This is a genomic window from Gilliamella sp. B14384G10, from assembly GCF_016101685.1.
Taxonomy (GTDB): domain Bacteria; phylum Pseudomonadota; class Gammaproteobacteria; order Enterobacterales; family Orbaceae; genus Gilliamella; species Gilliamella apis_A.
Window position 1 is genome coordinate 122,649 of sequence record NZ_JACFQA010000003.1, and the last position, 13,546, is coordinate 136,194.

Consider the following 13,546-nt stretch of genomic DNA (forward strand, 5'->3'; position numbering starts at 1 on the left):
AAGGGCGGTGGTATGTAATGAGAACGGAGAGCCAACGATGACATTTGATAATGAATCTGATGCAAATCTTGTTCTCGACTCAATGATTACCAATATTTTATTACTCGATAAAAAACTCAATATTCTTTATGCCAATACCGCGGCACAGCAGTTACTTGCTCAAAGTTCGAAAAAAATATTAGATAGTTATTTTCCTGACTTATTAGGTTATTTTTCCCTCGACCTTGAGTTGATGCAAAATGCATTAGATCAGAATCAAGGATTTACCGATAGCGAAGTTAATTTAGTCATAAACAATGAATTACATATTTTATCGTTAACCGCACAATTGCTGGCTAATGGTCATGTACTAATCGAAATGGCACCATTAAATAGTCATAAAAAGTTGAGCCAAGAACAACTACAACAAGCTCAACAAAACGCTGCACGTGAATTAGTGCGCGGACTTGCTCATGAAATTAAAAATCCGCTAGGTGGATTAAGAGGGGCGGCGCAATTATTGTCACGAGAGCTACCTAACAATGAGTTGCAAGATTATACAAAAATTATCATTGAGCAGGCTGATAGGTTAAGAAATTTAGTTGATAGATTATTAGGTCCTCAACAGCGGTTACAACAGAAACAACAGAATATACATCAAGCTATCGAACGGATCTATGCGCTTTTATGTTTAGAAAAACAGCTAAATGTTGAGATTATCCGTGATTATGATCCTAGTTTGCCTGAATTCACTCACGATTCAGAACAGATTGAACAAGTGGTTTTAAATATTGTTCGTAATGCTTTACAGGCAATTGGTACGAAATCTGGTTGTATTAAGATCAGGACTCGAACAGCATTTCAAGTTACCTTGCATGGTCAACGTTACCGACTTTGTGCGCGTATCGATATTGAAGATAATGGCCCTGGAGTGCCCGTGCATATTCAAGATACATTATTTTACCCAATGGTTAGTGGTTATGAAGGAGGTACCGGCATTGGCTTGTCGATTGCCCATAATATTATTGACCAGCATAATGGAAAGATTGAATTTAATAGTTGGCCTGGTCATACTGAGTTTTCTATCTATTTACCAATCAAACAATGAGGTTAATGACGATGAATGTTTGGATTGTTGATGATGATAGTTCGATTAGATGGGTTTTAGAGAAAGCGCTTACTAATGCTCATTTTAACTGCATCAGTTTTTCGAGCGGTCAAGAAGTGATTGATGCTTTAGTTAATCATCCACAGAAGCCAGCAGTATTATTATCCGATATTAAAATGCCGGGTATTGATGGGTTATCTTTGCTTAATTATATTAAAGAGCAAATGCCTAATTTACCGGTGATTATTATGACTGCTCATTCAGACCTTGATGCTGCAGTGAATGCTTATCAAAAGGGAGCTTATGATTATATTCCTAAACCTTTCGATGTCGATGAAGTAATTCAATTGGTTGAGCGGGCTATTTTACAAAGTCAAAGTAATAAACCTAATAATTCCTCTACTAGCAAAGCTTCTACCGGTATTATTGGTGAAGCACCCGCCATGCAAGAAGTGTTTCGTATTATTGGACGACTCTCTAAATCATCTATCAGCGTACTTATTAATGGTGAATCAGGAACGGGTAAAGAGTTAGTAGCTAAAGCGTTGCATACTCATAGCCCTCGCTCACAGTCACCATTTATTGCACTAAATATGGCTGCTATTCCTAAAGATCTGATTGAATCGGAACTATTTGGGCATGAAAAAGGGGCATTTACTGGCGCTGCTCAAATAAGGCATGGTCGATTCGAACAAGCTAACGGTGGAACGCTATTTTTAGATGAAATTGGTGATATGCCATTGGATGTGCAAACTCGATTATTAAGAGTTCTTGCTGATGGTCAATTTTATCGGATAGGTGGTTATTCACCTGTAAAAGTTGATGTACGTATTATTGCCGCTACGCATCAAGATTTACAAGCTAGAGTAAAGGAAGGTAAATTTAGAGAAGATTTGTTTCATCGGCTAAATGTGATTCGAATTTTATTACCACCATTACGTGATAGAGCGCAAGATATACCTAAATTAGCTGAACATTTTTTACGGACCACTGCCAAAGAATTAGGTGTTGAAAGTAAAGTGCTAAGCCTTGATGCTCTCAATCTTTTATGTCTGTTCAATTGGCCGGGTAATGTAAGGCAACTAGAAAATGTTTGTCGTTGGGTAACAGTAATGTCGTCCAATAATGAAGTTTATGTACAAGATTTACCACCAGAACTATTACAATTATCTGCTTCTGATGCCTCAGCTAATTATGAGGTTACTACCAATGTAACCAATCAGATATTACCAGAAACCGATTGGAAAAAACTGTTAGAACAGTGGGCTAAACAAGCCTTATTAGCTGGTCAAACCGGAATTTTGACGCAAACAGTGATTGATGTCGAAAGAATTTTATTGAGGTGTGCGCTTAATTTTACTCGCGGACATAAGCAAGATGCGGCTAATCTGCTTGGCTGGGGACGAAATACTTTAACGAGAAAACTCAAAGAATTATCAGATGATAATTAATTATGATAGCATGCCGATTTTTTCGGCAATAAGTCATAATGTTAATGTTATCATCTAATGTTTTTACCCATTTATTTATTATTATTTTACTGTTTGCTTAAAGTTCATTGAACACTTATTTATTTTTAGTTACAATCGAATGTAAATGATAATTATTCTATTTATCATCCATTCGCTTTTGGACTAAGCTAATAACTAGGAGTTACAATGTATTCATCTATCAAAGTTAAATTTTTAGTATTACTAGCCGCTTTATTTGTATTAGCTGGCTGTGACGATAAAAAACAACAAGCACCAGTAGCTAATAAAACTATAGCTGTTGAACATGCTCAAGGTAAAACAGATGTTCCTGAAAACCCGAAAAAAGTGGTAGTTTATAACACAGCGACACTGGATATTATTGATGCATTAAATATTCCTGTAACTGGTGTTCCACAATCAGATGTACATTTCCCTGAATTCTTATCAAAGTATGCTGATAAAGCTTATACCAATGTTGGTACTTTATTTGAACCAAATTATGAAGTGTTAAGTTCATTACAACCTGATGTGATTATCGCAGGTGGCCGTGCCAATGATGTTTATAAAAAATTAAGTGATATAGCACCAACTATTTCGCTTGATATTGATCCTAATAATTTTGTAGCTAGCTTAACCGAGCGTACTGAACAGTTAGGCGATATTTTTGGTAAACAAGCAGAAGCTAAAAAATTAATTGCTGATTTTAACCAAAAAATTGAAACACTAAAACCTAAAACAGATACAGCAGGAACTGCCTTAGTGATTATGGTTAATGGTGGTAAAATGTCTGCTTATGGCCCTAAATCACGTTTTGGCTTTATCTTTGATGTATTAGGTTTCAAACCTGCAACAACCTTCCAAGAAGCTGGCCGTCATGGTAATGCAGTAACTTCTGAATTTGTATTAAGTGTTAATCCACAATGGTTATTTGTATTAGATAGAGACAATGCAATTGGTAATAAAGAAGCTCAATCAGCACAACAAGTTCTAAATAACGAATTAATTCAAAAAACTGATGCATGGCAACAAAATCATATTGTTTATTTAGATTCAACTTCAATGTATATCTCTGGCGGTATTCAAACTTATAGTCAATTAATCGACCAAATAAGTGATGTTTTACAAAAAACATCAGCCAACTAATCATAAGTTATGACAAAAACGGTTTATTTTATTGCAGGCATTGCTCTTTTAATAGCAATGGCTGCATTAAGTCTGTTTATTGGTGCTGGGCATGTGACGTTGGCCGATCTTTGGTCAGATAGTAATATGCGACAAATCTTTTTTGTTAGCCGTGTTCCTAGAACAGTTGCATTAATATTAGCTGGTAGTGCTATGAGTGTTGCAGGCTTAATTATGCAATTACTTACGCAAAATCGGTTTGTTGAACCTTCGTTAGTGGGGACAACCCAGTCTGCGAGTCTTGGGCTATTAGTCATGATGGTATTTGCTCCTGGCGCAACTGTAATGACAAAAATGGTAGTGGCAAGTTTATTTGCAATGGCTGGCACGATGTTGTTTATGTTTATCTCACGTAAAATCATCTTTAAATCTGCCTTAATGGTACCACTTATTGGGATTATGCTTGGTGCAGTAATCAGTGCAATTTGTACTTTTTTTGCCATGTATTTTGATTTATTACAATCACTAGGTGGTTGGGAATCAGGTGATTTTTCTGGCATTTTGCAAGGTCGCTATGAACTATTGTGGTTAGTTGGTGGTATTACCTTACTTGCCTGTTGGAGCGCCGATCGTTTTACTGTCGCTGGATTAGGGCGGGACTTTTCCGTCAATGTCGGACTTAATTATAATAGAGTAATGTTAACAGGCCTGATTGTCATTGCACTTATTGGTGGGATTGTCGTTGTGGTGGTAGGTGTACTGCCATTTTTGGGCTTAATTGTTCCTAATATTGTGAGTTTATTGTTTGGCGATAATGTTCGTAAAACTATTCCGTGGATCTGTCTACTAGGCAGTGGTTTGGTTTTACTCTGTGATATTATTGGACGAGTTATTCGCTACCCCTTCGAAATTCCAGTTAGTGTAATCCTTGGTGTAGTCGGAGCTGTCATATTTTTAGTATTGTTGAGTAAAAAACGTCATGCTGGTTAATCAAAAACGCTTTATTTCAAGTCGAAATACTGTACTGATATTACTAGGTATTGCGCTATTTTGTGTCATTTTTTTCATGACATTCAATTTAAAAGGCAATATTAGTTATATATTGACTCATCGTGCTTGGATTGTTTTAACGATGATTTTAGTCGCTTTTTCAGCTGCAACGTCGACTTTGCTTTTTCAGACTGTTACTAATAATCGAATTTTAACCCCTTCGATAATGGGATTTGAATCTTTGTTTGTATTGATTCAAACAGTTGTAATATTTTTTATTGATGCGCAAGGTATTCCTTATATTGGTATTGTGGGTAAATTTATCTTCGAATCATCATTATTAATTTTATTTTCTCTATTTCTGTATCGAGGATTATTTACCAAACTTAAACAAAACCTTCATTTGGTTTTATTAATTGGCATTATTTTAGGAACACTATTTCGTAGTTTCTCCAATTTATTACAACGATTAATGACGCCAACGGAATTCGCTGTTTTGCAAAGCCGTATTTTTGCAACATTTACCCGAGCAGAACCTGTCTTAATCGTATTTTCATTAGTCATTGCCTCAATTATTGGCCTGTTTTTATGGCGAATGCGCTTTCGATTTGATGTATTAGCTTTAGGACGGGATAATGCCATTAATCTTGGGGTCGATTATCAGAAAAGTGTCACTATCATTCTATTACTCGTTTCGGTATTAGTTTCAATATCAACCGCATTAGTTGGGCCTTTCACATTCCTAGGTCTACTTATTGCTAATTTAGCTTATAGTATTAGTGGCTCTAGCCAGCATCGTTTTTTATTACCGACAGCGTTTTTATTAGGCGTGATTTTTCTTGTTGGTGGACAGATGTTTTTAGAACGGGTCCTAAATATGGTGGGCGCATTATCGATAGTCATTGAGTTTATTGGTGGTTCATTGTTTATCTTCTTATTATTGAAAAAGGTTCCGATGTGATAGAAATTGATAATATTAGTAAAAAGTATCAAACCATACCTGTATTAAAAAATGTGAAAGCAACCATACCTCAAGGTGGTATTACGGCGATCATTGGTCCAAATGGTGCAGGCAAATCAACCTTATTATCAATTATTAGCCGTCTATTACTTGCCGATGAGGGACAAGTAAAAATTCAGAATATGGATGTGGTTAATACGCCTAGTGATAAACTTGCCACCTATTTATCTGTGTTAAGACAAGAGAACCGTTTTACTAGTCGATTGACTGTGTTTGAATTGGTTGGATTTGGCCGTTATCCTTATTCAAAAGGCCGATTAAATAAAGATGATTTAGTCCATATTAATCGTGCCCTAGAATTTTTAAATCTAACTGAATATAAAGATAGATTTTTAGATGAACTGTCAGGCGGGCAACGGCAGCGTGCTTATGTGGCAATGGTACTTTGCCAGGATACTGAATATGTATTACTGGATGAACCATTAAATAACCTTGATATGAAACATGCGGTTGCTATGATGAAACAGCTAAGGCGAGCTGCTGATGAACTGGGGAAAACCATTGTGATTGTTATTCATGACATTAACTTTGCTTCAGTCTATTCCGATTATATTTTAGCGATGAAAGATGGCCAATTGGTTTATCAAGGCAGCCCTAAACAAATTATGGATTCAACGATATTAGAGGAAATTTTTGATACACCAGTCAAAATAGAAAATATTCATAATCAAAATATTGCTATTTATTATTAGTGTCTAATTTTATTTAACAACAAGGATTTAGAGAATAGCTAAATTCTTTTTTTATTTCTAGCGTTTAATTATTATAACTTATTTATAAAGAGTATAACTTTTGTTTACATTTAATTTATGTTCTTGTTAAATAATAAGTAGTTTTTTTTGAGATTTAGTCATGAAATTAGAGCAGATTGCACTGTTAGCTGGCGTATCGAGAACCACAGCGAGTTATGTGGTTAATGGTAAAGCCAAACAATATCGGGTTAGTGATAAAACCATTGCAAAAGTGATGGCGGTGGTAAATGAATACAATTATCAACCCAACGCTGTAGCTGCCGGATTAAGAGCGGGTAAAACTCGCACTATTGGTATCATTATTCCTGATTTCGAAAATATCAGTTATACCCGAATTGCTAGTTATTTAGAGCAATTAGTAAAAAAAGAAGGTTATCAATTACTCCTCTCTTGTTCTGAAGATGATCCGAAAATTGAAAAAGAGTGTGTTCGGCATTTAAAACAGCGACGAGTGGATGCGTTGGTGATCTCTTCGTCATTTGTTGCTGAATCAGATTATGCATTTTATGATGGTTGGCGAAATAGTGATATCCCTCTGTTCGCATTAGATAGAACATTATCTGTATCAGAGTTTAGGAATGTTGTTGGTGCGGATAAAGAAGATTCAAAAATGCTAGCTGAAGCATTTGGTCAGTTAGTCAATGGCACAGTAGTTTATATTGGTGCCTTACCCAATCTATCCGTTAGCCAGCAACGTATGGAAGGCTTTAAGGAAATTGCATTAAATAGTAGCAATAAAGTTGATTTTTTATGTGCAAATAATTATAGTCGTCGCGACGCTGAGGCTACCTTTAGTCAATGGTTAGAATATAATGATTTACCAGATGGTATTTTTTCTACTTCTTTTTCTTTGTTACAAGGCACAATTGATGCAATTTTGAAAAAGTTTGATCATCTGCCAGAAAATCTAACTATAGCCACTTTTGGTGATAATGAGTTACTTAATTTTTTACCTTGCAAAATGATTGCGTTATCACAAGATCATAAAGCGATATCAGAAGTAACCATTAAACTATTATTTGATAGTTTACATAATAAAAACTATCAGCCAGGAACTACAGTTATTCCTCGACGCTTAATTTATCGAGGTAGCCTGAGTCGAAAAAGTATTGCTAAAAAGTCAATTTAAGTCGTCATATCGACAATTATTTTCCTCAAAAAAACGATCTAGATCACACTTTAGGAATTAATAGATATAATTTATTTGATAATTAGCCAGTTTATATTCATTATTGCTGAAACGATTCAATATGATTCAATAACGAACTATTGTGGGATTGCTGAGTTGTTTTTAGTTGACCCAACATTATAACCCAGAGGTATTTATTTTATGTTTCATTTAGTTAAAGAAGATATTCATTTAAATGAACAAGCAACCAATAAAACGGAAGCAATTAAGAAAATTGCAGCTGCATTAACTAGTGCCGGCTTTGTCGGTGAAGGATATGTTGATGGTATGCTTGAGCGTGAAGGTCAGGCGGCAACTTATTTAGGTATTGGTATTGCTATACCTCATGGTACGCCTAAAACTCGTCACTTAGTTAAAAAAACGGGTGTTCAAGTTTTCTGTTTCCCTGAAGGTGTAGAATGGGGAGATGATGGTGAAAAAGCCTATCTTGCCATCGGTATTGCGGCAAGTTCTGATGAACACTTAGAATTACTTCGTCAATTAACTCACGTACTTGGTGCTGATGGTGTTGAAGAAAGAATCAAGAATATTCAATCAGCCGATGAAGCTCTCGCTATTTTAACTGGTAAAGAGAGTTTAGAAGATAGTCAATTTGTTATTAATGAATCTACATTATTATTAAATATTCAAGCTGACAGTTTGGCTACTTTACAAGCTTTAAATGCATCACGATTAAAACAACAAAATGCTGTTAATGCTAGCTTTATTACTAACGTCCTTGATAATACACCGAATTATTTGGGTGACGGCGTATGGTTAAATGACAGCCGTGAAGGTAATTTAAAAAATGCAATTGCGATTAGTCGTACAGTAAGTGAGCTAAATCAAGACGGTAAGCCAGTTAAACTTCTAATCACTATTTCAGCGGTTGATGATAATGTTACAGCTATTGTAAATAACATTGCTACCTTAGCTTACAATCAAAAATTAAACTTACTAATCGCTGCAAATAGCGATGATTTCAGCAATATTTTATTATCAGGTTCGCAGTCAGTTTTATCTCAACGAGCAGAAACTCAATCTACAACATCAAGTGCTTCGTCAGAAAGTGTTGGATCTAATGGTGAGCTAAGCAGAGAATTTGTCATTCCTAATGAAAATGGATTGCATACTCGCCCTTCATCGGTGCTAGTTAAATTAGTAAAAGAATTTAATAGCAAAGTTACCGTTGCCAATATCGATGGTAAAAATGAACCTGTAAGTGCTACCAGTTTAATGAAAATTGTGGCATTAGGTGCTAAAAAAGGTAGTCGATTACGCTTTACTGCTGTAGGTGATGATGCAGAGCAAGTATTAGATGCAATAGGTAAAGCTATTGAAAGTGGCTTAGGTGAGGGTGTTTAATCATGACTTATCGTGTTGCTACTATTACTTTAAATCCTGCTTATGATCTCTTAGGTTTTTGTCCTAAGGTTGAGTTAGGTGATGTTAATTTAGTGCAAACTAATGCTTTACTGCCAGCAGGCAAAGGTATCAATGTTGCTAAAGTTTTATCTGACTTAGGTATTAAATTAACCGTTGGTGGTTTTTTAGGTAAAGAGAATCGTGATGGTTTTAATTTACTATTTGAATCATTAAATGTTACTGATAAATTCCAAACCGTCGAAGGCCGTACTCGTATTAATGTTAAATTAACCGAAGAAAACAGTGAAGTTACTGATCTTAATTTTTCTGGTTTTACTATTAGCGAGCAAGATTGGCAAACATTTGTCACTTCTTCGTTGGAATGGTTGAAAGAGATTGATATGGTTGCCATTAGTGGCAGTTTACCTGCAGGTGTATTTCTTGAAAAATTCACTGAGTGGATGAAGCAAGTAAAAGCAATTTGTCCTAAAGTTGTGTTTGACAGTAGTCGTGATGCTTTAGATGCTGGGCTTAAAGCTAATCCATGGTTAATTAAACCGAATGATAAAGAACTCGAAATGTGGGTTGGTAGAAAACTAACTACATTATCAGAAATCAAAACTGCTGCTATGGAGCTTATCGATGGTGGCGTAGAAAACGTAGTAATTTCACTAGGAAGTAAAGGTGCTTTATGGGTTACTAAACATGAAGCATGGTTAGCCAAACCGCCTAAATGTAAGGTGGTTAGCACGGTTGGTGCTGGTGATTCAATGGTCGGTGGTTTAATGTATGGTTTATTAACTAACCAATCAATTAAAGACACCTTAGTATTTGCATCAAGTGTTGCCGCTTTATCAGTTGAACAAGCCGGTGTTGGGGTATCAGACCGTCAAGCGGTTACCAACATGTCGGAAAAAATTGAAATAATTGCGGGATAGGAGTATACATGAATATATATATTGTTGAAGGAAGTAATTCAGGCCCAGTTAATGGCCGTTTAGCTAAAGCGGAATTAGCGTTAGCCGCTAATTCATTAAATTTCAAAGTTGTTGATAATGCGACATCAGCCGATACGATTATTTCGGTTGGTGATGGAAATATCAGCGATAAATCAGTGATTGGCAAAAGAGTTTATGTGGTAAGTGATCTCAATGAAATTTTTGCTGATCCTAAAAAAATCTTAAATAATGCAAAACTTAAAGCAACTGTTTATGAACAATCTGCTAGTTCTGCATCTGTATCAGCAGCAAATAACGGACAAAAACGTATTGTTGCGGTAACCGCTTGTCCAACTGGTGTTGCTCATACATTTATGGCTGCTGAAGCGATTGAAGAAGAAGCGAAAAAACGTGGCTGGTGGTGTAAAGTTGAAACTCGTGGTTCGGTTGGTGTTGGTAATGAATTAACACCAGAAGAAATCGCTGCAGCTGATGTAGTGATTGTAGCATGTGATATTGATGTTGATTTAAGTAAGTTTGCAGGTAAAAAAATGTACCGAACTAAAACCGGTCCAGCCCTTAAAAAAACTGCACAAGAATTAGACAGAGCTTTTAACGAAGCTACAATCTATCAACCAACTAGTTCTGCTTCAACAACAAAATCAAGTAACGAAAAGAAAGGTGTCTATAAGCATCTATTAACTGGTGTATCTTACATGTTACCAATGGTGGTTGCAGGTGGATTAATCATTGCTTTATCGTTTGCTTTTGGTTCATTTGAAATGGTTGATGGCGTACAAAAACTGGTAGGTGAATCTCATTTAGCACAAATAGGTGGGCTTGCATTCTCGCTCATGGTACCTTTACTTGCTGGTTATATTTCTTACTCAATTGCCGATAGACCAGGTTTAGCTCCAGGGCTTGTTGGTGGTTTACTTGCCGTTTCAACTGGTGCAGGTTTCTTAGGTGGTATTATTATTGGTTACTTTGCCGGTTACTTAGCAATGTTAATCACTAAATATTTACCATTACCAAAAACACTTGAAGCATTAAAACCAATTCTTATTGTGCCATTACTTGCTACATTAGCGACTGGCTTAGTTATGCAGTTTATTGTTGGTACGCCGATAGCATGGCTAATGGAAGCTTTAACTGAATGGTTGAAATCGATGGGAACAGCAAACGCTGTTCTGTTAGGTGCACTTTTAGGTGGTATGATGTGTACTGATATGGGCGGACCAATCAACAAAGTTGCTTATGCATTTGGTACAGGCTTAATTTCGGCTCAAGTATATGCACCAATGGCAGCGGTTATGGCTGGTGGTATGGTTCCACCTTTAGCAATGGGATTAGCAACTTTAATCGCTCGCAAAAAATTTGCTAAAGCAGAACAAGAAAGTGGCAAAGCTTCATTAGTATTAGGCTTATGTTTCATTTCTGAAGGGGCAATTCCTTTCGCTGCTCGTGATCCATTACGTGTTATTCCTTGCTGTATTATTGGTGGGGCAATCACGGGTGGTTTATCATTAGCATTTGGTTCTGAGCTTATGACACCACATGGCGGTCTATTTGCTTTAGCAATCCCTGGCGTAGTTAAACCAGTTGGTGGTTATTTACTATCAATTGTTGTTGGTTCGGTTATTGCTGGTGTTGCTTACGCATTGATTAAAAAACCTGAAGCACAGACTTCTGAATTAGTTAGCGCATAATACATTATGCAACTAAAAACGCCATCAGATGATGGCGTTTTTTTATTCTTGTCTTAATCTATTTTTTTACCCAACGCTGTAAATCTTTTGGGATAAAATTATCCATCTTTTCTAACATTTCATCAGCAACATCTGCTACGATCAATGTCCGATAAAAACTGTCTCGTATAAAGCCTTCTTGTACTGCGTGTTCTAAAAAATTGAGCATAGGTTGCCAAAATTGGCTATTTAATAAGGCAACTGGTTTTTCATGATAACCAATTTGCATGCCAGTCCATACCTCAAACAGCTCTTCTAATGTTCCTGTGCCTCCAGGCATAGCAATAAAACCATCAGCTAGCTCAGTTAATCTTGCTTTGCGTTGATGCATATTTTCAACAACTTCCAAACGCGTAATACCATGGTGTGCAGTTTCAGCTTTAACTAACCGCTCAGGAATAATGCCAATAACTTCACCACCATAAGCGAGAACGGCATTAGCAATAACACCCATTAGTCCTTTATTGCCTCCACCATAGATTAATCGTCTATTATGTTTGGCAATGGTCATACCTAATTGCTCTGCTGCCATACGATATTCTGGACGATTACCTTCACTTGCGCCACAAAACACACAAATATTTTTTTTCATCAATTTTACTCTATTGGTTATGCTAATTTCTCGCTATTTTAGCATAGTTTTCCCTCGATTTGCTTACAAGCTGAGCAGTTAAACCTAATTAGTGTTTTAGAGATTGACAGAATCGTCATAGATGGTTAATATCTTGTCCGTTAAGTGTTCCTCCATAGTTCAGTCGGTAGAACGGCGGACTGTTAATCCGTATGTCACAGGTTCAAGTCCTGTTGGAGGAGCCAATTTCAGTTTTTAAGAACCTGCTTATATAGCAGGTTTTTTTATATCTACCATTCAATAGATACTTCAAGATCACTTTTATCTGCATAAACATTATTAATTCGCCGTTTAACCATGTTTGAACAGCGATATATAATTATTTTTTATAAGGCGTGTTTTAGCTGGAAAGCCTTATTCTTGCAGGGTATAATTCAGCCTCCCTCCAATTAATACCAAAGTGTGAAATCAACATGAAACATAACGTAGTAATTGCAGTATTAATGGCAACTAGCTTATCTTGTGCCGCTTCAGGACATTCATCTCATTGGGGATATGAAGGTCAAGAAAAACCAGAAAACTGGGGTAAATTATCACCAGAGTATTCTACCTGTGAGAATGGTAAAAATCAGTCACCGATCAATATTGATCATGTATTAAAAACAGAGCATGAAAACTTAAAGTTCTCATTTAAACCTAGTAAACAGGAAATTATTAATAACGGACACACTATTCAGGTTAATGTTACTGGGGATAATCAGTTAATATTAGATGAGCAAACCTTTACGTTACAACAATTCCATTTTCATAGTCCAAGTGAAAATACTATTAAAGATAAAAGTTATCCAATGGAAGCCCACTTTGTTTACAAAAATAAAGCTGGTGCGCTTACTGTCGTTGCATTAATGTTTAATAATGGTGAAGCGAATTCTGAAATTGCAAAAGCTTGGCAGCAAATGCCTGAAGAAGTGGATAACAAAGCAATTTTAGACAAAACTGTTGATATCAATACATTATTTCCTAAAACACTCGATTATTATCGCTTTAGTGGATCATTAACAACACCACCGTGTACTGAAGGTGTAAGATGGATTGTGTTAGAACAACCTGTGACAGCCTCAGAACAACAAATTGAAAAATTCCACTCAATTATGCATCACAACAACAACCGCCCAGTACAGCCATTAAACGGAAGAGTTATTGTTGATTAATAAATGAGTTTTGATTGGCTTTATTAATATTTATTATAAAGCCAATTTCGATTGTTATATTGATTAAAAAAATATCAATTAACGATAGCTAATCACAATGA

The 13,546-nt window shown here is 36.0% G+C and carries 12 protein-coding genes and 1 tRNA gene; 12 read left to right on the forward strand and 1 reads right to left on the reverse strand.

The annotated features are described in order from the left end of the window. Positions 1-37 precede the first annotated feature (37 nt). From glnL to fruA, 10 genes are all read left to right on the forward strand, one after another. A complete protein-coding gene (glnL, locus tag H3T54_RS08900; RefSeq protein ID WP_110448506.1) occupies positions 38-1,087 on the forward strand; it encodes a nitrogen regulation protein NR(II) in 1,050 nt (349 codons plus the stop codon). Between the two features lie 5 nt (positions 1,088-1,092). Next, positions 1,093-2,538, forward strand: coding sequence for a nitrogen regulation protein NR(I) (gene glnG, locus H3T54_RS08905; protein WP_110448505.1), 1,446 nt, complete (start codon positions 1,093-1,095; stop codon positions 2,536-2,538). Between the two features lie 207 nt (positions 2,539-2,745). Continuing rightward, entirely contained in the window at positions 2,746-3,702 is a 957-nt protein-coding gene (locus H3T54_RS08910; RefSeq protein ID WP_110448504.1) for a siderophore ABC transporter substrate-binding protein, read from the forward strand. Between the two features lie 9 nt (positions 3,703-3,711). Continuing rightward, on the forward strand, positions 3,712-4,671 hold the full coding sequence (locus H3T54_RS08915; RefSeq protein WP_110448503.1) for an ABC transporter permease: 960 nt from the start codon (positions 3,712-3,714) through the stop codon (positions 4,669-4,671). Then, positions 4,661-5,632 carry an iron chelate uptake ABC transporter family permease subunit gene (locus H3T54_RS08920; RefSeq protein ID WP_110448502.1) on the forward strand — a complete coding sequence of 324 codons (972 nt, stop codon included), beginning with the start codon at positions 4,661-4,663 and terminating at the stop codon, positions 5,630-5,632. Before H3T54_RS08915 ends, H3T54_RS08920 begins: the two co-directional genes overlap by 11 nt. Continuing rightward, complete coding sequence (locus H3T54_RS08925) at positions 5,629-6,384, forward strand: ABC transporter ATP-binding protein (RefSeq protein WP_110448501.1); 756 nt, start codon at positions 5,629-5,631, stop codon at positions 6,382-6,384. Before H3T54_RS08920 ends, H3T54_RS08925 begins: the two co-directional genes overlap by 4 nt. A gap of 160 nt (positions 6,385-6,544) precedes the next feature. Further along, complete coding sequence (gene cra / locus H3T54_RS08930; RefSeq protein WP_198222141.1) at positions 6,545-7,573, forward strand: catabolite repressor/activator; 1,029 nt, start codon at positions 6,545-6,547, stop codon at positions 7,571-7,573. Positions 7,574-7,774: 201 nt separating this feature from the next. After that, positions 7,775-8,977, forward strand: a complete 1,203-nt coding sequence (gene fruB / locus H3T54_RS08935; RefSeq protein ID WP_198222143.1) for a fused PTS fructose transporter subunit IIA/HPr protein — start codon at positions 7,775-7,777, stop codon at positions 8,975-8,977. 2 nt (positions 8,978-8,979) lie between these two features. Next, positions 8,980-9,915 (forward strand): 1-phosphofructokinase, encoded by a 936-nt coding sequence (gene fruK, locus H3T54_RS08940; protein ID WP_198222145.1) that lies wholly within the window; start codon positions 8,980-8,982, stop codon positions 9,913-9,915. 8 nt (positions 9,916-9,923) lie between these two features. Next, on the forward strand, positions 9,924-11,624 hold the full coding sequence (gene fruA, locus H3T54_RS08945; RefSeq protein ID WP_198222147.1) for a PTS fructose transporter subunit IIBC: 1,701 nt from the start codon (positions 9,924-9,926) through the stop codon (positions 11,622-11,624). A gap of 58 nt (positions 11,625-11,682) precedes the next feature. On the opposite strand, the gene H3T54_RS08950 is transcribed toward fruA, so the two are convergent. After that, positions 11,683-12,255 carry a TIGR00730 family Rossman fold protein gene (locus tag H3T54_RS08950; protein ID WP_198222149.1) on the reverse strand — a complete coding sequence of 191 codons (573 nt, stop codon included), beginning with the start codon at positions 12,253-12,255 and terminating at the stop codon, positions 11,683-11,685. Positions 12,256-12,403: 148 nt separating this feature from the next. Here H3T54_RS08950 and H3T54_RS08955 point away from each other — a divergent pair. Continuing rightward, positions 12,404-12,479, forward strand: a tRNA-Asn gene (locus H3T54_RS08955). A 228-nt stretch (positions 12,480-12,707) separates the two neighbouring features. After that, a complete protein-coding gene (locus H3T54_RS08960) occupies positions 12,708-13,445 on the forward strand; it encodes a carbonic anhydrase (RefSeq protein ID WP_198222151.1) in 738 nt (245 codons plus the stop codon). Positions 13,446-13,546 lie beyond the last annotated feature (101 nt).